This is a genomic window from Streptomyces sp. NPDC021012 (genome assembly GCF_044333355.1).
GTDB lineage: Bacteria > Actinomycetota > Actinomycetes > Streptomycetales > Streptomycetaceae > Streptomyces.
The window spans coordinates 403,021-423,570 of the sequence record NZ_JBIRQU010000005.1 but is presented as its reverse complement, the minus strand read 5'-3'; the positions used below and the strand labels follow the sequence as shown (position 1 = coordinate 423,570).

The following is a 20,550-nucleotide window of genomic DNA, read 5'->3' as shown; positions in this document are numbered from 1 at the left end:
GGCCCCACAGTAGTCCGCCGTCCCCCGCCCGGTCAGTTGTAGGATGACTGGGCAACCGGGCGACTGAGGGAGTACGGAACGGCATGGCGGCACTCAAGGCGGCGGGGCGGACCTCGCTCGTGGACTCCGTGGTGGAACAGCTGCGCACACAGCTCACCGAGGGGGAGTGGGCGGTCGGCGACCGCATCCCGACCGAGCACGAGCTCGCGCAGCAGCTCGGCGTCGGCCGCAACACCGTCCGCGAGGCGGTCCGGGTCCTCGTCCACGCCGGGCTCCTGGAGTCCCGCCAGGGCAACGGCACCTTCGTCAGGTCGACCGCCGACCCCACCGCCGTGCTCCGCGGCGTCCGCCACGCGGGCGCGGTGGACGTCCTCGAACTGCGGGTCGCCCTGGAGGCCGAGGCCGCCCGGCTCGCGGCCGTCCGGCGCGACACCCACGACCTGCTGCGGCTGCGGGCCGCCCTCACCACGCTGCGGGAGGAGGGCGACCGGAACGCGGACGCGGACCTCGCCTTCCACCTCGCGGTCGTCGGCGCCACCCACAACGCCGCCTTCGTCGAGGTGTACCGCTTCTTCTCCACGCAGGTCCACGAGGTCCTGGTGGAGGCCCTCGGCGACCGGGAGATGCCCTCGGTCGACATCGACGCCCACGAGGCCCTCGTGGAGGCCGTCGAGGCCGGCGACCCGGAGGCGGCGGAGCGGCAGGCCCGCGAGCTGCTGCGGGTGCCGATGGAGACGGAACGGGCGCTGCGGGAGCAGAACCGATGAGGACCGAGGAAGAAACCCGCATGCTCGTCGACGCCGAGGCCGGGGTCCGGCCCTCGGCCGCGGGGACGGCGGCCCGGCGCGCCCTGCTCGCGCACCCGGCGGTGCTCCTCGTCGGCATCGTCCTCGCCTCGCTCAACATGCGGGTCGCGCTCGCGAGCGTGGCGCCGCTGGTCGGCGAGATATCCGGCGCCTTCGGGCTCTCCGCCACGGCGAGCTCGCTCGTGACCTCGGTGCCGGTGCTGTTCCTCGGCCTGGGCGCCCTGGTGGCGCCGTCGCTGGGCCGCCGGTTCGGCACCGAGCGCGTGCTGTTCGCGGCGCTCCTGCTGCTCGGAATCGGCATCCTCGCGCGCGTGCTGCCGTCCGTGTACGCGCTGTACGCCGGCGGGGTCCTCGTCGGCACCGCGATCGCCCTGCTCAACGTGCTGATGCCGGGCCTGATCAAGCGTGACTTCCCGGACCGGGCCGCGTCGATGACCTCGGTCTACACGGGCGCGATGATCGCCGGCGCGACGGCCGCCGCGGCGGCCGCGGTCCCCCTGGAGAACGCCCTGGGCGGCGGCTGGGAGGCCTCCCTCGGCTTCTGGTCGCTGCTCGCCGCCGTCGCGGCCCTCGCCTGGCTCCCGCAGGTGCTGATCGCCCGCGGCCGCACGGGACACGAGGTACGGGCCGTCCCGGCCGGCGGCGCCCGCCCGGTGCGCGTCTGGCGCTCGGCGCTGGCCTGGCAGGTCACCCTCTTCATGGGCCTGCAGTCGCTGTGGACGTACGTGCTGATCGCCTGGATGCCGACGATCTTCACCGACCACGGGATGAGCCGCTCCACGGCCGGCATGATCTTCGCCTTCAACAACCTGACCCAGGTCGCCGGCGCCTTCGCGGTGCCGCTGCTCGCCGGCCGGATGCGCAGCCAGCGCCCGCTGATCGTGCTGGTCACGACGCTCGTCGCGGCCGGTTACGCCGGACTGGCGGTGGCCCCCGTGGAGGGCGCCTGGCTCTGGTCGGCGCTCCTCGGCATCGGCCAGGGCGGTGGCATCGGCCTCGCCCTGACCCTGATCGTGCTGCGCGCCGGCGACGCGGCGACCGCCGCCAGGCTGTCCGGGATGGCCCAGACGGTCGGCTATCTGATGGCCGCCGCCGGGCCGCTGGCGGCCGGCGCCCTCCACCAGGCCACCGGCTCCTGGACCCTGCCGATCTGCGGCGTCCTCGGCGTCTGCGCGACGGCCCTCGCCGTCGGCCTCCTCGCGGCCCGGAACCGGACGGTCTGAGGGCGGGGCGGGGGCGGTACGGCTCCGGGTGGGGCCTCCCGGGGCCGGGCGACGCCCCTCGGAGCCGTACTCCTTCCGCCTCCGCCGGTCCTACTCCTCGCCGGCGAGGGTCAGCTTGCGCAGCTTCTGGCCGGCGAACCAGGTCGCCACGACCGTGACCGCCACGAGGAGCGTCACCGCCGTCGTCAGCCCGACCTCGGAGGTGACCAGGCCGTTGCCGGTGACCTTCTGCGCCAGGGCCAGCGCCCACTGCTGGACGCTGAGGGTCTTCGCGCCGGAGATCAGGGAGCCGAAGAGGGCCTCCCACACCAGGGCGTAGACCAGGCCGATCACCACGGCGTGCCGGCTGACCGTGCCGAGCAGCAGGAACAGGGCGCTGTAGGCGATGGAGGCGACCAGCGTGGCGACCGTGTAGGCGACGGCGACCTGCTGCCCGTTCCCGTTCAGGATGAAGCCGGCGATCAGCGTCGGGACGGCCGAGAAGACCATGGTGACGGCGATGGCCACGATCAGCTTGGTGGTGATGATCGTCGTCCGGTTCACCGGCTTGGAGAGCAGGTAGACGATGGAGCCGTCGTCGATCTCCGGGCCGATCGCGCCCGTGCCGGCGATGACGCCGATCAGCGGGACCATCGTGGCCAGCGCGAAGCCGCCGAGGAGGTCGGCCGCGACCTGGTCGTCCGCGCCGTTGAGCACGCGGACGGCCGCGGCGATGAGCAGCAGCAGGGCGGGCAGCAGGAAGAGGATCGCCGCCCGGCGGCGGCCGAGGAGGGCCCGGTAGGTGAGCCGGGCGACCGTGGGGTCGTACATCGGGGTCGTGCTCCTTTCAGGCCGCGACGAGATACGAGAAGACGGATTCGAGGGACTCGTCGGAGGGCGAGACCGTCAGGAGGCGGATGCCCCGCTCCCGCGCGACCTTCGGCAGCAGTTCGGTGAACCGCCCGAAGTCGACGGCCTGGATCCGCAGTCCGCCGTCCACCGCGTCGACCTCGATGCCGGCCGTGGACGGGTCGGCGATCAGCGCGGCGGCCAGGGCCCGGTCGTCGCTGGAGCGGACGAGGTAGCGGTGCGGCCGGTCCGTCATCAGCCGGCGGATCTTGCGGAAGTCGCCGGAGGCCGCGTGCCGTCCGGCCACGATCACCTCGATGTGCGAGGCGAGCTGCTCGACCTCCTCCAGGATGTGCGAGGAGAACAGGACCGTCCGCCCGTCGGCGCCCATCCGCCGCAGCAGCTCCATCAGCTGCATCCGCTGGCGCGGGTCCATACCGTTGAACGGCTCGTCGAGCAGCAGCACGGACGGCTCGTGGACGAGGGCCGAGGCCATCTTCACGCGCTGCCGCATGCCCTTGCTGTACGTGGAGATCTTGCGGTCCTGGGCGTACTCCATCTCGACGGTGGCCAGGGCCCGCTGGGCCTCCGCCGCGCCGAGGCCCTGGAGCTCCGCGTTGGCCACGACGAACTCGCGGCCGGTGAGGAAGTCGTACATCGCCTCCCGCTCGGGGACGACGCCGACGGAGCGGTAGACCGACTCGTTGCGCCAGACCGGCTGGCCGTCGAGGGTCACGCTGCCGGTGGAGGGGTCGAGGAAGCCGCCCATCATGTTGATGAGGGTGGACTTCCCGGCGCCGTTGGGGCCGAGGAGGCCGGTGACGCCGGGGCCGATCGACATCGTGATGTCGTTGACCGCCACCACGTTTCCGAACCAGCGCGAGACGTGGTCGATGTGCAGGGTGCTCACAGTCCGACCTTTCGGTAGCGGGCCATCAGGATGCCGTAGCAGGCGGCTACGAGGCCGAGGATGACCAGCAGGTAGACCACGCCGACACCGGCGCTGACCTGCATCTCGGCGGGGAAGGAGGCGGGTGCGCCGAGGAACGCGTTCTGCAGGCCGATGACGAGGGTGAGGGGGGAGAAGAGGCCGAGCCAGACGATGGCGCCGGTGTTCTCGGTGGCGTAGGAGATGCCCTGGAGCGTGGTGACCGCGCCGTAGGAGATGACGAGGACGGCGATCACGGCGGCGACGCCGAAGCCGCGGCGCGGGGTGAGCGCGGCCATGACCAGGCCGAGGCCGGCGAAGAGCACCGACAGGACCGCGACGGAGACGAGGCCCTGGCCGAACATCTTGGCCTGCTCGGCGAAGTCCATCTTGGCCAGCATCGAGCCGATCCACATGATGAGCAGCGGGGTGGCGGTGAGGACGAAGAGCGCCGAGGCCATCGCGCCGAACTTGGCGAGCACGTAGTCCACCCGCTCGATCGGGCGCGAGAAGTACAGCGGGACCGTCCGGAACCTCAGGTCGCGGGAGACCGACTGCGGGGCCTGGGAGGCCAGGAAGACCGCGACGACGAGCTGGAGGAGGACCGCGTACTGGGTGTACTCCACGAAGAGCTTGTCGGCCTTGGTGTACACCGAGATGGCCACGATGATCAGCGCGGGCGCGCACATCACCGCGAAGAGCAGCATCGGCAGCACCTTCGACTTGGCGCTGCGGCCGAGGCCGTACGCGCCGCGCAGCGACTGCGAGAACAGCGACCTGCGCGCGTACGCCCGGCCGAGGCGCGGGCCGTCGTAGGACCGGTAGCCGATGTTGTGGATCCGGGTCGCGTCGGGGGTCCGGTTCGCGTCGGGGGTCGGGGTCGTGTCGGGGGCCTGGGAGCTCATCGAGCCGGCACCTCCTCCTGGTCCGTCGCCTTGAAGACCTCGGCGATGTGGTGGCGGCGCTGCTCCATGCGGACGAGACCGAGACCGAGGCCGGCGACGGTGTCCCGCACGAGGTCGTACGTCTCCTCGCCGGGGGCCTCCAGGAGCAGGATGTGGCCGGCGCCGGGCAGGCCGTCCTCCACGCCGGGGTGGAGGGTGACACCGGCGGCGGTGAGGGCGTCGCGCAGGGCGCCCGTGCCGTCGGGGTGACTGTCCGAGTCGGTGACCTCGACCGCGAGCGTCGTGGTGGTCCGGGTGAAGTCGCTGGTGGAGCTGGAGCGGAGCAGCTTTCCGCCGTCGATGACGACGACGTGGTCGCAGGTGCGCTCCAGCTCGCCCAGGAGGTGCGAGGTGACGAGGACGGAGATGCCGAAGTCGGTCCAGACCCGGCGGATCAGGCCGAGCATCTCGTCCCGGCCGACCGGGTCGAGGCCGTTGGTCGGCTCGTCGAGGAGGACCAGCTTCGGGTCGTGGACCAGCGCCTGGGCCAGCTTCACCCGCTGCTTCATGCCCGTCGAGTAGCCGCCGATCGGGCGGTAGCGCTCCTCGTACAGGCCGACGTGGCGCAGGGTGTCGGCGGTCCGCTCGCGGGCGGCGGCCGGGGGCAGCCCGGACATCCGCGCCATGTGGACGACGAGCTCGGTGGCCGAGACGTCCGGCGGGAGGCAGTCGTGCTCGGGCATGTACCCGACGCGCTCGCGGATCTCGGGGCCGTGCGTGCGGACGTCGAGACCCAGGACCCGGGCGCTGCCCTCCGTGGCGGGGGAGAGCCCGAGCAGGATCTTGATCATCGTGGACTTGCCGGCTCCGTTGGCACCCACAAGTCCGGTCACACCGGGCCCGATGTCCAGGGAGAGCCGGTCGAGAGCGGTCACCCGGGGGAACCGCTTGCTGAGGCTTTCGGTGGCGATCACAGTCACGCTTCGACGGTAGTGGTGTGCGCCACAGCAGTCGTCAGCCCAACGGCTCGGTCCTTCTCCGACTACAGGAGTACAAGCCCGTAGGGGCGTCGAGACGAAAGTCTTCGACGCGGGGGTCGGCCGGTCTTCCGCAGAGGACTTCGACCGGTCTTCCGACGGACTTTTCCACAGGGTCGCCGTCCGACCCCTTGACGCAGCCGCCGGGCATTGTCACATTCATCGGTGTCAAGTTACGAACGCGTAGCGCAGCCGGGCGCTCACACGGGACGGCGGGTGGCATGGCCTCAGCAGTGACAGGCGAACTCTCCGCGGAGCTGCGGGGGTTCAGGGAAGTACAGCGGCTCTCGTACGAGTGCGCGGAAGCCGTCGCGGCCCAGCTCAAGCCGGGCGTGACCGAGCGCGAGGCCGCCCGGATGCAGCGGGAGTGGCTGTACGAGCGGGGGGTGCGGGACTGGTTCCACCGGCCGTTCGCCTGGTTCGGGGACCGCACGGCCTTCGTGGACTTCAAGATCCCGCTGCAGTTCTTCCCCACGAACCGGCGCCTCGAGGCGGGGATGCCGTTCATCCTCGACATGGCGCCGGTCCACAAGGGATACACGGCCGACATCGGCTACAGCGGCTGCCTGGGCCTCAACCCCCTGCACGACAAGCTGCTCGCCGACCTGGAGGCCCACCGCGAGCTGATCCTGCGCGAGGTCCGCGAGCGCCGTACGCTGCGCGAGATATACGAGGACGTGGACCGGCTCATGGTCCGCCAGGGGTACGCGAACCGGCACCGGGCCTATCCGTTCGGCGTCATCGCCCACAAGGTCGACCGGGTGAGGGAGCGCCGCTGGGCTCCGACGCTCTTCGGCTTCGGCACCCAGTCGCTCAAGGGCCTGGCGAGCGACGCCGTGCACGGCCACCGGGACGGCTGGTCGCCGCTCTGGTCGCCGTACAAGTTCTCCGACCACCCGCCCGTGCCCGGGCTGTGGGCGGTCGAACCGCACCTCGGATTCCGGGGGACGGGCGCGAAGTTCGAGGAGATCCTGGTCGTCACCGACTCCCGGGACCCCGAGCAGAGCGCTTTCTGGCTGGACGACGATCTGCCGCACGTGCGGCGCTGGAACGAGGGAGCGGTCTGATGGCGGGAATCGCCGGACTTGACGGGGCGCGGGAGCGCTGGGTCCGGACGGGCGGGATCGAGCTGTGCGTCGCCGAACTCGGCGACACGGACCGGCCGACCGTCCTCCTCGTGCACGGGTACCCGGACTCCAAGGAGGTGTGGTCGGAGGTCGCGGTCCGGCTGTCCGAGGAGTTCCACGTGGTGCTGTACGACGTCCGGGGGCACGGCCGGTCGACGGCACCGGCGCCGCTGCGCGGCGGTTTCACCCTGGAGAAGCTGACGGACGACTTCCTCGCGGTCGCCGACGCCGTCAGCCCGGACCGGCCGGTCCACCTCGTCGGCCACGACTGGGGTTCGGTGCAGTCCTGGGAGTTCGTCACGGTGCCGCGCACCGAGGGCCGGATCGCCTCCTTCACCTCGATGTCGGGTCCCTCGCTCGACCACTTCGGGCACTGGATCAAGCAGCGGATGACCCGGCCCACCCCGCGCCGGGTCGGGCAGCTCCTCGGCCAGGGCGCCAAGTCCTGGTACGTGTACATGCTGCACACGCCCGTGCTGCCGGAGCTGGCCTGGCGCGGGCCGCTCGGCAAGCGCTGGCCGAAGGTCCTGGAGCGGATGGAGAAGGTCCCGGCCGGCGACTACCCGACGCCCTCACTGCCGAACGACGCGGCGCACGGCGCCTGGCTCTACCGGGACAACGTCCGGTCCCGGCTCGGCAGGCCGCGCCCGGACGCGTACGCGCACGCGCCCGTGCAGCTGATCACGCCGACCGGTGACGCCTTCCTCTCCGAGCGGCTCTACGACGACCTGGGCAGCTGGGTGCCGGAGCTGACCCGGCGCACCCTGCCCGCCAAGCACTGGGTGCCGCGCACCCGGCCGGACCAGCTGTCCGCCTGGATCGCCGAGTTCGTCCGGGCCAACGAGGACGCGGCGGCCAGGGCCCCGAAGCCGGTGGCGGCGACGGCCGCGAAGGGCGGTGTGAAGCCGGAGTACGCGGAGCGCTTCGGCGGCCAGCTGGTCCTGGTCACCGGGGCGGCCAGCGGCATCGGCCGGGCCACCGCCTTCGCGTTCGCGGAGGCCGGCGCCCGGGTGGTGGCCGTGGACCGGGACGCCGAGGGCGCGGCCCGCACGGCCGAGATGGCGCGCCTGATCGGCGCCCCGGAGGCCTGGGGCGAGACGGTCGACGTCTCCGACGAGCAGGCGATGGAGAAGCTGGCCGCGAAGGTGGCGGGCGAGTACGGCGTCGTCGACGTCCTGGTCAACAACGCGGGCATCGGGCTCACCGGCTCCTTCTTCGACACCTCGGCCGAGGAGTGGAAGCGGGTCCTGGACGTCAACCTGTGGGGCGTCATCCACGGCTGCCGCTTCTTCGGCGCGCAGATGACCGAGCGCGGCCAGGGCGGCCACATCGTCAACACCGCCTCGGCGGCGGCCTTCCAGCCCTCCCGGGCGCTGCCCGCGTACAGCACGTCGAAGGCGGCGGTGCTGATGCTCAGCGAGTGCCTGCGCGCCGAACTGTCCGGCCACGGCATCGGGGTGTCGGCGATATGCCCCGGCATCGTCAACACGAACATCACGGCGACCGCGCGGTTCGCCGGGGTCTCGGACGCGGCGGAGGAGAAGCGGCGGCAGCGGAAGGCCTCCCGGCTGTACGGCCTGCGGAACTACCCGCCGGAGAAGGTCGCGGACGCGATCCTGGGGGCGGTCCTGCACGACCGGGCCGTCGTCCCGGTGACCCCAGAGGCCCGGGGCGCCCACTTCCTGTCCCGGCTCAGCCCGGGATCCCTGCGGGCGCTGGCCCGCTGGCAGCCGCCGGCGTAGGGACCGGCGGTCGTACGATCCCTCTCGTCAGGAGGGGCCCCGCGGTGACGGGGTGGAGGACGCGGCCGGTGGGAGCGGGTTTGTCCGAGCAGTCAGCACAGCCGGAGTACCGGATCGAGGATCTCGCCCATCACAGCGGGGCCACGGTCCGGACGATCCGCGCCTACCAGGACCGCGGCCTGCTGCCCCGCCCGGAGCGGCGGGGCAGGTCGAACGTGTACGGGGACGCGCACCTCGCCCGGCTCCACCAGATCGCCGACCTCCTCGACCGGGGCTACACCCTGGCCTCGATCAAGGAGCTCCTGGAGGCCTGGGACACCGGCCGGGGGCTCGGCGGTGTCCTTGGCCTGGTCGCCGAGGTCCACGGGCCGTGGACGGACGAGGAGGCGGACCGGATCTCCCGCGCGGAGCTGGACGCCCGCTTCGGCGGCACGCCGGACGAGGAGGCCATCCGGGAGGCCGTCGAGCTCGGCGTACTGGAGCGGCTGCCGGGACGGGAGGGCGAGGAGTACCTCGTACCGAGCCCTCAAGAGCTGGCGGTGGCGGCCGAGTTGTACGCGGCGGGCGTGCCGCTCGCGGCGATCACCGGTCATCTGCGGGAACTTCGGGATCAGGTCGAGCACATCGCGTCCCGTTTCCTGGAGTTCACGACCGAGCACGTCTTCGCGCGCTATCTGGAGCACCGGCCTCCGACGGACGCGGACGCGACCGAGGCGGCGACGATGGTGCGTCGGCTCAGGCCGCTCGCCCAGCAGACGGTGGACGCCGAACTGGCGCGGGCCATGCGCCTGTTGGCCACCCGGCACCTCCAGATCCATCTGTCCCCGGAGCACCCCCCGGTGAAGGACGACCAGCCGCGCGCGGTGTCGCTCCCCGCCGGGACGATACGGGCCGTGCAGAGCCTGGTCGGGGCGGAGGGCGTCGAGGCCTTCATCACGGCGGCCACGGAACGAGAGGTGCATAAGAGAACATTGGATGCTCTTGCTTCAAGTCACCCGACGGGCGACCAGCCCGGCCAATTCGCCTGAAAGCGCGGTTCCGTTGTCCACAGAATCATCAACTCGCCTGTGGATAACCACGCTTGGTTGTGGATCAAACCTGTCCGCCGAAATTCGATGGTGAGGCGCGTCACCCTCCGCCATCCTGGCGGAATGCATCAGACACGCACGGTGAAGGTGTCGAAGTACCTCTCCAAGCATCTGCGCCACCAGCCCGAGCGCATCGGACTCGTCCTCGACGCGCACGGCTGGACCGAGATCGACGCCCTGCTCCGGGCCGCCGCGGAGCACGGCTTCCCGATCACCCGCGAGGAGCTCGACCACGTCGTCGCGACCAACGACAAGAAGCGCTTCGCGATCGAGGGCACCCGCATCCGCGCGAGCCAGGGCCACACCGTCACGGTCGACCTGGACCTGCCGGCCGCCGAACCGCCCGCGTACCTCTACCACGGCACGGTCGCGGACCGGCTCCCCGCGATCCGGGCGGAGGGGCTGCGGCCCATGGCCCGCCACCACGTCCACCTCTCCCCCGACCGGGAGACGGCGACCCGGGTCGGCGCGCGCCGGGGGCGGCCCGTCGTGCTGAGCGTGGACGCCGGTGCCATGCGGCGGGCCGGACACGTCTTCCACGTCAGCGCCAACGGGGTGTGGCTGACGGACGCCGTCCCGCCGGAATTCCTCCGGTTCCCCGCCTGAGGCATGATCGGCCGCATGGCACACCCGCACCTGCCCAGCACCGAAGCAGCCGTCAGCGCCATCCGCGAGATCGCCCAGGAGTTCCACCTGGAGATGACGGTGACCGACGACATCGGCGCGGACCGGACCTCCCGGCGCACCTCGTCCGGCGCGTTCGCCGTCCTGGACCCCGACGGCTCGCTCCCCCACGAGGCCTACGTCGAACTGGGCGGCTCCCCCGCCGTCACCGTCCAGGTCTTCCCCGAGGACGACGCCCTGATCACCGTGGACGGCATCGCCTTCGCGGACGTGCCCCGCGACGCCGTCCCCGCCTTCCTCCGCTCCGTCCACGGCGGCCTCGCGCACGTGAAGGGCCGGTTCTTCCCGCCCGGTTGGTGGCTGATCGTCCCGCTGCCCGGCGACGAGACGTACAAGGAGCTGGTCACGGGAGTCACGCTCACCCCCTGGATGAGCGCCCGCGTCCGCTGACCGCCGTGGGCCCGGAGCCCTGACCCGTCCGCCGGGCGCCGTGCGCCCGGCGGAGCGGGGCGGCCGTTCAGGAGGAGAGGCGGTTCAGTGCCGCGGCCGCGATGCCTTCGACGGAGGCCGGGGCGCCGGCGGGCCGGCCGGAGAGCTCGACGACGGCGACCCTGGTGCCGCTGCGCAGGACCGCGACCCCGCCGCTGACGGCGCCGTCTCCGTTGTGGGCCGGGTACCAGTGGCCGGTGCCGCCGGCGGTGGTCAGGGTGTGGGCCGCGCCGTAGTACCAGTGGCCGGCGGGCTCGTCCTGGCAGTCCTGGACGAGCGCGACGAGCTGCTTCTCCCAGGTGGCGGCCGCGGCCTTGGTGGGGGCGCTCGCGGCCGACTCGGTCAGCAGGCCGTCGGTGGTGAAGGTCCAGCTCACGGACGCGTACGCGGTGGCCTTGCCCTTGGTCAGGTCGCGCATGGTCTCCTCGCCGGAGCACGCGGACAGCGCCTGGCGTCCGGTCAGCGCGACGGTCGCGCCGACCGGGTGCAGACCCTGCCGGGAGAGGTCCTCGCTCTGGACGAGGCCGGCGGAGCCGACCCCCGGCGCGACGGCCGCGGCCGGGCGGGCGGCGGTGCGGTGGGCGACCCCGGCGGCGGTGGCCGACTGGGCGCCGACGACGGTGGTCGTGATCAGCGCGGCGGCGAAGCAGGCCGCGGCGGCGACCCGGTTGCGGCGGACGGACTTCTGCTGGACGTTCTTGTTCTCGTTCATCTGGTCCCCCTGTTGGTCGGGACGCCTGCTGCGTCCTCGTACAACCGGGGTGATGCCGCGGCAGGAGGGAAAGTTGGAGCCCTGAACCGCTGTTTCACAGCTGTGACAGAGCGGCCCTGACGACGCGGTCCATCGCGGCCGTCCCCAGGCAGGCGTCGACCTCCAGCACCCCGTAGTGGGTGCCGCTGCGCAGCACGGCGATGCCGCCGCAGGGCTCCTCGCCCTCGGGCGCTGTGCCGGTGGTGTTGAGGGATCCCCGGTAGGCGCCCATCCAGCTCGCGGTGACGTCCGGGGCGAGCCGCACCGTCGTGGTCCTTCCGTAGACCCAGTGCCCCGGCGTCTCCTCCTGGCAGGGCTCCTGCTCCAGCAGCAGGCGCTGGGCGAAGTTCTGCGCCAGGGAAGGGCTCCGGGCCTCGGCGGCGACCTCGCGGGCGACCTGGCCGGCGACGCCGTCCGCGGCCAGCGTGGGGTCGTCCGGGTTGGTACGGGTGCTGGTCATCAGTCCGCGGAAGTGGGCACCGGGTCCGCCCAGGGTCTCGGTGAGGGTCTTCTCCCCGGTGCAGTCCGCGTTGGCGTAGTTCCCGTCGCCGTACCGGTCGGTGACGTGGATCCGTCCGACGCCGATGTCCGGGCCGAAGGCCGCGGGTTCCAGAAGGTTCGCCGTCGTCAGCGGCCCGGTCGCACCGGTCGGCGAGGCGGAGCCGGAGGCCGGCGAGGCGGAGCCGGAGGCCGAGGGCCCGGGCGTCGGGACGGACGCGCCGGGCGTCGGGAGGGCGGACGTGCCCCGGGACGCACCGCCGGCCGCGGCACCCGACCGCGCGGCCGGGTGCGCGTCGGCCCCGGGGGGCGGCGGCAGGACGAATCGGCCGGTCACCAGCCCGAGCGCGGCGGCCGCCACCAGAGCGGCGACGGCGGACCGGTACCGGATGACGGCGCGACCGCCGCCCCGAGCGGGACCGCCGTTCACCGACCGGGGACCAGGCGCTCGCGCATGAAGCGGCGGGCCTGGTGGATGCGGTCCTTGACCGTGCCCAACGGGGCGTCCAGCTGCTCGGCCACCTGGACGTAGGTCAGGTCGCCCAGGTCGCGCAGCACGAAGGACTCCACCAGGGCGGGGTGCTGCCGCTCCAGCGCGGCCAGCGCCTCCATCAGGTCGAGCCGGGTCCCGGCGATGACGCTGGTGGTGCGCGGGTCGACGGACTCGGGGAGGTCGGCGTGGCTGTCCTCGGCGCGCCGGCGCATCGAGCGGTAGGTCGACCGGGCGGCGTTCGAGGCGATCACCGTCACCCAGCCCAGGAAGGAACCGTGGCCGCCGTACTCGCCCAGGTGCTTGCTGATGGACAGGAGCGCGTCCTGCGCGGCCTCCTCCGCGTCGGCGTGGTGGGGCAGGAAGCGCGAGCAGCGGCGCAGCACCACCGGCCGCAGTTTGGCCAGCAAGTACTCCATCGACCCCGGGTCCCCCGCCTGAGCGGCCGTCACGAGCCGCTCCAGCTCGCCTTCTTCGAACACTCGAATCCCCCCGGTTCGTGCCGCCTGGCATCCCGCCCGCCGAACGGGCGTTCCACACCCCCGCCGACTCCGGCAGAATGCTGCCACATGCGCAAGCTCGGCCGTTACCTCCTCCTGGAGCGGCTCGGAGCCGGCTCCTTCGCGACGGTCTGGAAGGCCTACGATCCGGAGCTCGACACCGAGGTCGCCGTCAAGGTGCTGGCCGAGAACTGGGCCGCCAACGCCGATGTGCGCGAGCGGTTCCTGGCGGAGGCGAGGCTGCTGCGCCGCATCGCCAGCCCGCGGGTGGTCCGGGTACACGACGTCGGGGTGCAGGAGGACCAGCCCTACTTCGTCATGGACCTCGTCCGCGGCGGCACCCTGGAGGACCGGGTCGGGCAGTGCGACCCGCAGGAGGCGCTGCGGCTGGCCGCGGAGGCGGGCTACGCGGTCCAGGTCCTGCACGAGGCGGGTGTGGTGCACCGCGACGTCAAGCCGTCCAACCTGCTGCTCTCCACCGGCCCCGCGCCCGCCGCGGTGCTGGTGGCGGATCTGGGCAGCGCGAAGCAGCTGGCCGACGCGTCCGGGCTGACGGTGACCACGGGCACGCCCGCGTACATGGCACCGGAACAGGCCTTCCAGACCGGCGGGTTCGACGGGAGGGCCGACGTGTACGCGCTGGCCGTCGTGGCCTACGAGCTGCTGACCGGGCGGAAGCCGTTCGGCCCGGGCGGACGCGCCACAGCTCTGATGACCGACCAGCCGTCCGCGTCGACGCTGCCGGCGCTCCCTGCCGGAGTGGAGCTCCCACCCCACGTCGACCTGCTGCTGCGGGCCGGGATGTCCGTCGAGCCGGCGGACCGGCCGCCGACCGCCCAGGCCTTCGCGGACGCGCTGCTGGCTCCGGTGCCGCGGGCCCAGCCCCTGGAAGGCCCCGGGTGGCTGACCCCGCGCGCGGTCGGTCTGGCGTCGGGCGCGGTGTTCACGGCGACGACCCTGCTGAGCTGGCTGCGGCGCTGAATCCGGCGGGAACGGGGTGGGCGGCCCCGGTGCAGCCGCGAGCCGCCCGCCGACGGCTGCCGTAGGGTCGGTGGCATGCGCCTGAGCACCGTGATCCTGCCCATCCACCGATGGAGCGAGGGACAGAAGATCTGGCGGCGTGCCGAGGACCTCGGGTTCCACGCCGCGTACACCTACGACCACCTCTCCTGGCGGAGCTTCCGCGACGGCCCGTGGTTCGGCGCGCTGCCCACGCTCACCGCGGCGGCGACGGCCACCGAGCGGCTCCGCCTCGGCACCCTCGTGACCTCTCCGAACTTCCGGCACCCGGTGACGCTCGCCAAGGAGCTGATCACGCTCGACGACGTCTCCGGCGGGCGGATCACCCTCGGCATCGGCGCGGGCGGCAACGGCTTCGACGCCACCGCGCTCGGGCAGGAGGCGTGGACGCCGAGGGAGCGGGCCGACCGGTTCGGCGAGTTCGTGGCGCTGCTCGACCGGCTGCTCACCGAGGACGCGGTGTCGGAGCGGGGCACGTTCTACTCGGCCGACGAGGCGCGGAACATCCCCGGCTGCGTCCAGCGCCCGCGGCTGCCCTTCGCGGTGGCGGCGACCGGGCCGCGCGGGCTGAAGCTGACCGCGAAGTACGGGCAGGCGTGGGTGACCACCGGCGACCCGAAGCTGTACGAGGAGGGGACCCCCGAGCAGTCGGTGGCGGCCCTGCGCGGCCAGGTCGACAAGCTCGGCAAGGCGTGCGCCGAGGCCGGGCGGGACGTCGCCGAGCTGGACAAGATCCTGCTGACCGGCTTCACCCCGGACCGGGGTCGGCCGCTGGAGTCCGTGGACGCCTTCGTCGACTTCGCCGGACGCCACCGCGAGCTCGGCTTCACCGAGATCGTGATCCACTGGCCGATCGCGGACTCCGACTTCGCCGCCGACCAGACCGTCTTCGAGAACATCGCCACCGAGGCGCTCGCCCAGCTGGGCTGAGCCTCACCCCCTGACCCGCCCCGCGCCGGGGCGGGTCAGGCCGTACGCCACGCGTGGCTCCGCCACAGCGCGAGCATGACCGGGGAGTCGGCCGGGGCCGGGCGGGCCGGGCAGACGTCGAAGTGGGTGACCCGGCAGGTGTCGGACGGCACGGCGGAGCCCAGATTGACCGCGGTCCCGTCGCCCGCGACGCGCCAGCGTCTGCCCGCCGGGACGAGCCCGGCCGTCAGCTCCCCGGGCTCCAGCAGGACCCGGCGCCCCCACACCGTACGACGCCACTCGGCACGGGCCCCGCACCGGTCACAGACCACGAGGGCCGACGCTTCGGAGGAAGCGGAAGACGCGGAGCACCCGGAGGACGCGGAGAGCGGCGACCGCTGCTGCGGTACGGACCCCACGGAGCGGGCCACGTCGCGTACGGCGCCCCCGGCGCGGGGCCTCGGGCGGGACACGAGGTCGGTCAGCCCGGCCAGGACGTCGCCGACCAGCACCGGATCCCGTACGGGGTGGGCCGCTCCGACCCGCTCGCACTCCGCGCACAGGGCCATGCGGAGGCTCGTGATCCACGTTCCGTACGGCGCACCGCAGGAGTCGCACTCCTCTCTTCGCCGGCCCGTGACCATGACCGCCCTCCCTGGAGACGCCGTCAGCTCCCAGGAATCTTCCCCGTCGCGCCCCCGAACGAACGGGTGTTTACGGCCATGTCCTGACAGACCGGTCGCGCCTCAGCTCGAACGCCTCGGCAGCTGCCGGTAGCCCGGGTGGACGCCCGGCGTGAGGCCCTGCTGCTCGGCGATCCGGCCGAGCAACTCCGTCAGCCGGGCCCGGTCCTCCTCGCCGAGCGCCGCGAACAGCTCGTCCTCGTGCAGGGCGGCGATCTCCCGGACGCGTCCGAGCGCCCGGCGGCCGTCCTCGGAGACGTACAGCTCGTGGTGGCGACGGTCCTCGGCGCTGCGCCGGCGTTCGACGAACCCCTTCTTCTCCAGGTTGTCGATGAGCGCGACGACCCGGCTCGGGACGACGCCGAGGTCGGCGGCGAGGGAGCGCTGGCTCCGTCCCGGCTCCGTGGCGATCATCCGCAGCAGACCGACGTCCGGCGGGGCGAGGCCGAGCTCGCCGACGCGCTCCCCGAAGCGTCCCGCCGCGTGCGCCCCGAGCTGGGCGAGCAGGAACGCTCCGCCGCGCGGGGGCGCGGCCGCCGCCGCTCCCGGTTCTTCCACTGGTTGCCGGTCACTGCTCACGGAGTTATCGTACGCGACAAGAATGATTCTCCTCTGTGAACTATTCTCCTCAGAGAACGGACAGGACCCGTGTCTGCAGAGACCCGCACCCGGCCCGCGGAAGCCCCCCGGAAAGAAGCCCAGGGAGGACCGCCACCCGGCGTGCTCGCCGTGGTGTTCACCGGGCTGTTCCTGGCCGGGCTCCTCCTCGGCACCGTGCTCGCCGACGGCGCCCCCTTCCCCTCCCCCTTCGGCGGGACGGACGAGATCGTGGCGTACTTCCGCGCCCACTCCGGCGCCGTCCAGGTCTCCGGCGCGCTCCAGTTCGCGGCCTCGATCCCGCTGGCCGTCTACGCCGCCACGGTCTCGGCCCGGCTGCACCGGCTCGGCGTCCGCGCGCCCGGCGCGACCATCGCCCTGGCCGGCGGCCTCCTCGCCGCCGGGTTCCTGGCCTGCTGCGGCCTGGTGAGCTGGACCCTGTCCCGTACGGAGGTCCTCGACCTCCCGCCGCTCGTCCGGGCCCTCCAGTACCTGGCCTTCGCCACCGGCGGCCCGGGCCACGTGGTGACGCTCGGCCTGCTCGTGGCCGGGATCGCCGTCCCCGGGCTCCTCGCCGGGCTGCTGCCCCGCGCGCTCGCCGTGACCGGTCTCGTCCTGGCGTCGGTCGCCGAACTCGCCGCCCTCACCCTGCTCGTCGACGGCGCCGCCCCTCTGCTGCCGCTGGCCCGCTTCACCTGCCTGGGCTGGCTGATCGCCGCCGGCTTCCTGCTGCCCCGTCGCCGCGCCCGTACAAGCTGAGGAGCACCGACATGACCGAGAACCTGACGGACAAGCTCGTCCGTTTCCAGCAGCCCGAGAAGACCCTCCGCTACCTGGGGGAACTGCCCGACACCCGCCTGGCCGACCTCTTCGGCCTCGACACGGAGGCGTACCGGAAGCTGCTGCGGGACCTCGACGACCGGACCCGGGACACCGCGGCCGAACTGCTCAAGGACCCCGGCTTCGCCGAACGGGCCGCCCGGCTGCCCTTCCGGCCGGGGCAGCGGGTCGTCGCCCTCGGCGAGAGCACCACCGCCGACCGGCTCTCCTGGTTCTCGATCCTGCGCCACCTCCTCCCGGACGGCGTCGAACTCGTCAACCTCGCTGTATCCGGCTCCACCACCACCCAGGCCCTCGCCCAACTGCCCCAGCTCGTCTTCCTGCGCCCCGACTGGATCCTGTGCATGCTCGGCGCGAACGACGCGCAGCGGCTGGGCCGAGGCCCGGGGGCGGCGGGCACCCGGCTGGTCAGCGAGGCGGAGACCGCGCGCAACCTCCTCGCCCTGCGGGAACTCGCGGGCCCCGGCGACCCCTCCGGCCCGGACCGCTGGATCTGGCTCACCCCGAGCGCCGTGGACCAGGAGCGGGCCGACGCCTACCCGCACTTCCGCCGCGCGGGGATCGGCTGGGCGAGCGAGGACGTCGACGGCGTCGCCGACTTCCTCCTCGGGCGGCCGGAACTCACCGTCGACACCCGGCGGGCCACCGCCGGCCTGCACCTCGACGACGGGATCCACCTCACGCTCGACGGCCAGCGGGCCGTCACCGTCGCCCTCGTCGACGCACTGACGGAGCCGGGCGCCAGGCACCGCAACGCCTAGAACAGGCACCCCAACGCCCAGAACAGACACCGCAACGCCTAGAACCAGACATCCCGGCCAGAAACCGCGCACTCATATGTGCAGCTCCTCGCACGCCCGTGCGTCCCGTACGGAAGAATGGTCCGGTGACCTCTCCCCGTTCCCCGCGCCCTTCCGCCCCGGTGGCCCGGCTGATCGCCACCGACCTCGACGGCACCCTGCTGCGTGACGACAAGTCCGTCTCCCAGCGCACCGTCGCCGCCCTCGCGGCGGCCGAGCAGGCCGGGATCGAGGTCTTCTTCGTCACCGGCCGCCCGGCCCGCTGGATGGACGTCGTCAGCGACCACGTCCACGGGCACGGCCTGGCGATCTGCGCCAACGGCGCCGCCGTCGTGGACCTCCACGCGGGCGGCACCTTCCTGGAGGTCCACCCGCTCGAACGGCCGGTCGCGCTCGACGTCGTCCGTGCCCTGCGCGCCGCCGCGCCGGGCACGTCCTTCGCCGTCGAGCTCACCACCGGCATCCACTACGAGCCGCTGTACCCGCCGTTCTACCTCGACCCCGGCGCCACCGTCGCCACCGCCGAGAAGCTCCTCTTCGAGGAGGCGCCCGGCTCGGCCGCCCCCGTGCTCAAGCTGCTCGCCCAGCACCCCGAGCTCGACCCCGACGCGTTCCTCGCGATCGCCAGGGAGGCGGCGGGCGACCGGGCCGACATCACCCGGTCCAGCCCGACCGCCCTCATCGAGATCAGCGCGCTCGGCGTCTCCAAGGCCTCCACCCTGGCCCTGTGCTGCGCCGAACGCGGCATCACGGCCGAGGAGGTCGTCGCCTTCGGCGACATGCCGAACGACATCGAGATGCTGAGCTGGGCCGGCCGCTCGTACGCGATGGGCAACGCCCACCCCGACGTCATCACCGCCGCCTCGGGCCGGACCGTCGGCAACAACGAGGACGGGGTCGCCGTCGTCATCGAACAGCTCGTAGCCGAAGCCCTGACCGCCCGGCAGTAGAGGTCAGAGCGGGGCCTCCCACACCACCGTCGTCCCGCCGCCGTCCTCGCCCAGGCCGGGGCCGCACCAGCTCGCGCCGCCCAGCGACTCGGCCCGGCGGGCCAGGTTGCGCAGGCCGCTGCGCCGCCCGCCCGCCGGGATGCCGATGCCGTCGTCGGCCACCGAGAGGCGCACCCCGGGGGAGCCGTCGGAGAGGGTGACGCCGGCGTCGACGACCACCTCGATGCGGCTCGCCTCCGCGTGCCGGAACGCGTTGGACAGCGCCTCGCGCAGCGCGGCGATGAGGTTCTTGCCGGTGAGTTCGCCGACCGTCGAGTCGATCGCGCCGAGGAAGCGGTGCGCGGGCTTGAAGCCGAGCGGCACGGCCGCCATGTTGATCTCCCGCAGGACGCGGGTGCGCAGCCCCGACGGGGCCTCGGCGGGGCCCTGCTGGAGCGCGAAGATCGCCGTACGGATCTCCTGGATGGTCACGTCCAGCTCGTCCACGGCCTTGCCCACGCCCTCGCGCACGGCCGGCACGATCGACTTCCGCTGGGCGCTCTCCAGCATCATCCCGGTGGCGAAGAGCCGCTGGATCACCAGATCGTGCAGGTCACGGGCGATCCGGTCGCGGTCCTCGTAGACGGCGAGGCGCTCCCGGTCGCGCTGCGCGTCGGCCATCATCAGGGCGAGTGCCGCCTGCGAGGCGAACTGGGTGGCGAGCGTCCGCTCCGCCTCCGTGAACTGCCGGGCCCCCCGCGCCCGGGGCGTGGCGAGCGCGCCGAGGACCCGTCCGCCGCTCTGTAGCGGCAGCATCATGCTCGGTCCGTACGGGGCGGTCAGCCGGCTGATCATGCGCGGGTCGGCCGCGGCGTCGGCCACGAAGACCGCCTCGCCCGCCAGCAGCTCCTTCACGACGGCGCTCTCGGGCGGGATCACCACGCCGAGCGACTTCACGGGCCGGGGCGAGGAGACGGCGACGATCTCCAGGCCGCCGTCCTCGGCGGGGAGCAGCACGATCCCCGCGTCCGCGTCGGCGAGCCGGCGGGCCTGTTCGGCGACGACCGTGAGGGCGTCGTCCGCGTCGCCGCCGGAGAGCAGCGCGGTGGTGACGGCGACCGAGCCGTCGATCCACCGCTCGCGCTGCCGGGCCGCCTCGTACAGGCGGGCGTTGCCGATCGCGATGCCCGCCTCGGTGGCGAGGACCCGGACCATGTGCACGTCGTAGTCGTTGAACCCGTCTCCGCCGCGCTTCTCCGCGAGGTAGAGGTTGCCGAAGATCTCGCCCTGGACCCGGATGGGGACGCCGAGGAAGGTCCGCATCGGCGGATGTCCGGGCGGGAAGCCGGCGGCGCGCGGATCGGCGGTGAGATCGGCGAGCCGGATGGTCTGCGGGTCGCGGATCAGCGCGCCGAGCAGCCCCGCGTGGCCGTCGGGGCGGCGGCCGATCCGGCGGACCGTGTCCTCGTCGACGCCGAAGGTGACGAAGTCGGACAGGCCCTCGCCCTCGTCGTCGACGACGCCGATCGCGGCGTAGCGGGCGTCGGCGAGTTCGGCGGCGGTCTCGCAGATCCGGTCGAGGGTGGAGTGGAGTTCCAGGCCGGTACCGACCGAACGCATGGCCTCCAGGAGCTGCGGCACGCGGGCGGTGAGCTCCGTGGACAGCCCCTGGAGGCTGCGGGTGGCCTGGGTGGCGGCTTCCAGGGGGTCCGAGGACTCGGACGGCACGGGGGCGGTCATGACCTTGAGCCTAGTAA

The 20,550-nt window shown here is 73.1% G+C and carries 22 protein-coding genes; 12 read left to right on the top strand and 10 right to left on the bottom strand.

The annotated features are described in order from the left end of the window. Positions 1–83: 83 nt before the first annotated feature. Together ACH4TP_RS19445 and ACH4TP_RS19440 are read left to right on the top strand one after the other, a co-directional pair. Positions 84–767 (top strand): FadR/GntR family transcriptional regulator, encoded by a 684-nt coding sequence (locus tag ACH4TP_RS19445; RefSeq protein ID WP_389222458.1) that lies wholly within the window; start codon positions 84–86, stop codon positions 765–767. Then, entirely contained in the window at positions 764–2,029 is a 1,266-nt protein-coding gene (locus ACH4TP_RS19440; RefSeq protein WP_398438612.1) for an MFS transporter, read from the top strand. The genes ACH4TP_RS19445 and ACH4TP_RS19440 overlap by 4 nt, the downstream gene beginning before the upstream one ends. Before the next feature lie 90 nt (positions 2,030–2,119). On the opposite strand, the gene ACH4TP_RS19435 is transcribed toward ACH4TP_RS19440, so the two are convergent. Genes ACH4TP_RS19435 through ACH4TP_RS19420 form a run of 4 tightly spaced genes read right to left on the bottom strand, consistent with a single transcriptional unit; the run spans position 2,120 to position 5,643 of the window. Further along, on the bottom strand, positions 2,120–2,839 hold the full coding sequence (locus ACH4TP_RS19435) for an ABC transporter permease (protein WP_389222462.1): 720 nt from the start codon (positions 2,837–2,839) through the stop codon (positions 2,120–2,122). Between the two features lie 16 nt (positions 2,840–2,855). Further along, a complete protein-coding gene (locus ACH4TP_RS19430; RefSeq protein ID WP_389222464.1) occupies positions 2,856–3,767 on the bottom strand; it encodes an ABC transporter ATP-binding protein in 912 nt (303 codons plus the stop codon). Continuing rightward, positions 3,764–4,690 (bottom strand): ABC transporter permease, encoded by a 927-nt coding sequence (locus ACH4TP_RS19425; protein WP_398438611.1) that lies wholly within the window; start codon positions 4,688–4,690, stop codon positions 3,764–3,766. Before ACH4TP_RS19425 ends, ACH4TP_RS19430 begins: the two co-directional genes overlap by 4 nt. Continuing rightward, complete coding sequence (locus ACH4TP_RS19420) at positions 4,687–5,643, bottom strand: ABC transporter ATP-binding protein (RefSeq protein ID WP_398181679.1); 957 nt, start codon at positions 5,641–5,643, stop codon at positions 4,687–4,689. The genes ACH4TP_RS19425 and ACH4TP_RS19420 overlap by 4 nt, the downstream gene beginning before the upstream one ends. A gap of 284 nt (positions 5,644–5,927) precedes the next feature. Here ACH4TP_RS19420 and ACH4TP_RS19415 point away from each other — a divergent pair, with 284 nt between their 5' ends. The 5 genes from ACH4TP_RS19415 to ACH4TP_RS19395 all read left to right on the top strand — a co-directional run bounded on the left by ACH4TP_RS19415 (position 5,928) and on the right by ACH4TP_RS19395 (position 10,737). Next, positions 5,928–6,773 (top strand): M24 family metallopeptidase, encoded by an 846-nt coding sequence (locus ACH4TP_RS19415; protein WP_398438610.1) that lies wholly within the window; start codon positions 5,928–5,930, stop codon positions 6,771–6,773. Beyond that, a complete protein-coding gene (locus ACH4TP_RS19410; RefSeq protein ID WP_398438609.1) occupies positions 6,773–8,575 on the top strand; it encodes an SDR family oxidoreductase in 1,803 nt (600 codons plus the stop codon). The genes ACH4TP_RS19415 and ACH4TP_RS19410 overlap by 1 nt, the downstream gene beginning before the upstream one ends. An 80-nt stretch (positions 8,576–8,655) precedes the next feature. Further along, a complete protein-coding gene (locus ACH4TP_RS19405; protein ID WP_389222472.1) occupies positions 8,656–9,603 on the top strand; it encodes a MerR family transcriptional regulator in 948 nt (315 codons plus the stop codon). A 123-nt stretch (positions 9,604–9,726) separates the two neighbouring features. Beyond that, a complete protein-coding gene (locus ACH4TP_RS19400) occupies positions 9,727–10,269 on the top strand; it encodes an RNA 2'-phosphotransferase (RefSeq protein WP_389222474.1) in 543 nt (180 codons plus the stop codon). Between the two features lie 15 nt (positions 10,270–10,284). Then, positions 10,285–10,737 (top strand): hypothetical protein, encoded by a 453-nt coding sequence (locus ACH4TP_RS19395; protein WP_398438608.1) that lies wholly within the window; start codon positions 10,285–10,287, stop codon positions 10,735–10,737. A gap of 67 nt (positions 10,738–10,804) precedes the next feature. On the opposite strand, the gene ACH4TP_RS19390 is transcribed toward ACH4TP_RS19395, so the two are convergent. The 3 genes from ACH4TP_RS19390 to ACH4TP_RS19380 form a co-directional block, all read right to left on the bottom strand. After that, complete coding sequence (locus ACH4TP_RS19390) at positions 10,805–11,488, bottom strand: hypothetical protein (protein ID WP_398438607.1); 684 nt, start codon at positions 11,486–11,488, stop codon at positions 10,805–10,807. A gap of 94 nt (positions 11,489–11,582) precedes the next feature. Beyond that, positions 11,583–12,455 (bottom strand): hypothetical protein, encoded by an 873-nt coding sequence (locus ACH4TP_RS19385; RefSeq protein WP_398438606.1) that lies wholly within the window; start codon positions 12,453–12,455, stop codon positions 11,583–11,585. Beyond that, positions 12,452–12,997: an RNA polymerase sigma factor gene (locus ACH4TP_RS19380; RefSeq protein WP_389222482.1), complete on the bottom strand. Its 546-nt coding sequence runs from the start codon at positions 12,995–12,997 to the stop codon at positions 12,452–12,454. The genes ACH4TP_RS19385 and ACH4TP_RS19380 overlap by 4 nt, the downstream gene beginning before the upstream one ends. Positions 12,998–13,084: 87 nt before the next feature. On the opposite strand from ACH4TP_RS19380, the gene ACH4TP_RS19375 reads away from it, so the two are divergent. Both ACH4TP_RS19375 and ACH4TP_RS19370 read left to right on the top strand, forming a co-directional pair. Beyond that, positions 13,085–13,996: a serine/threonine-protein kinase gene (locus tag ACH4TP_RS19375; RefSeq protein ID WP_389222484.1), complete on the top strand. Its 912-nt coding sequence runs from the start codon at positions 13,085–13,087 to the stop codon at positions 13,994–13,996. A gap of 75 nt (positions 13,997–14,071) precedes the next feature. Next, the gene (locus ACH4TP_RS19370) at positions 14,072–14,965 is read left to right on the top strand and encodes an LLM class flavin-dependent oxidoreductase (RefSeq protein ID WP_398438604.1); all 894 of its coding nucleotides are present in this window, start codon (positions 14,072–14,074) and stop codon (positions 14,963–14,965) included. Between the two features lie 35 nt (positions 14,966–15,000). Here the strand turns inward: ACH4TP_RS19370 and ACH4TP_RS19365 are convergent, their stop codons facing one another. After that, the gene (locus ACH4TP_RS19365) at positions 15,001–15,588 is read right to left on the bottom strand and encodes a DUF6083 domain-containing protein (RefSeq protein ID WP_398438603.1); all 588 of its coding nucleotides are present in this window, start codon (positions 15,586–15,588) and stop codon (positions 15,001–15,003) included. A 102-nt stretch (positions 15,589–15,690) separates the two neighbouring features. Beyond that, the gene (locus tag ACH4TP_RS19360; RefSeq protein ID WP_389222490.1) at positions 15,691–16,206 is read right to left on the bottom strand and encodes a MarR family winged helix-turn-helix transcriptional regulator; all 516 of its coding nucleotides are present in this window, start codon (positions 16,204–16,206) and stop codon (positions 15,691–15,693) included. A 141-nt stretch (positions 16,207–16,347) separates the two neighbouring features. Between ACH4TP_RS19360 and ACH4TP_RS19355 the strand changes: the two genes are divergently transcribed. From ACH4TP_RS19355 to ACH4TP_RS19345, 3 genes are all read left to right on the top strand, one after another. Beyond that, on the top strand, positions 16,348–16,983 hold the full coding sequence (locus tag ACH4TP_RS19355) for a hypothetical protein (protein WP_398438602.1): 636 nt from the start codon (positions 16,348–16,350) through the stop codon (positions 16,981–16,983). 11 nt (positions 16,984–16,994) lie between these two features. After that, positions 16,995–17,825: an SGNH/GDSL hydrolase family protein gene (locus tag ACH4TP_RS19350; RefSeq protein WP_398438601.1), complete on the top strand. Its 831-nt coding sequence runs from the start codon at positions 16,995–16,997 to the stop codon at positions 17,823–17,825. 125 nt (positions 17,826–17,950) lie between these two features. Further along, on the top strand, positions 17,951–18,814 hold the full coding sequence (locus tag ACH4TP_RS19345) for a Cof-type HAD-IIB family hydrolase (RefSeq protein ID WP_398180982.1): 864 nt from the start codon (positions 17,951–17,953) through the stop codon (positions 18,812–18,814). A gap of 3 nt (positions 18,815–18,817) precedes the next feature. Here ACH4TP_RS19345 and ACH4TP_RS19340 read toward each other — a convergent pair whose 3' ends face one another. Further along, positions 18,818–20,533, bottom strand: coding sequence for a GAF domain-containing protein (locus tag ACH4TP_RS19340; RefSeq protein ID WP_389222498.1), 1,716 nt, complete (start codon positions 20,531–20,533; stop codon positions 18,818–18,820). Positions 20,534–20,550 lie beyond the last annotated feature (17 nt).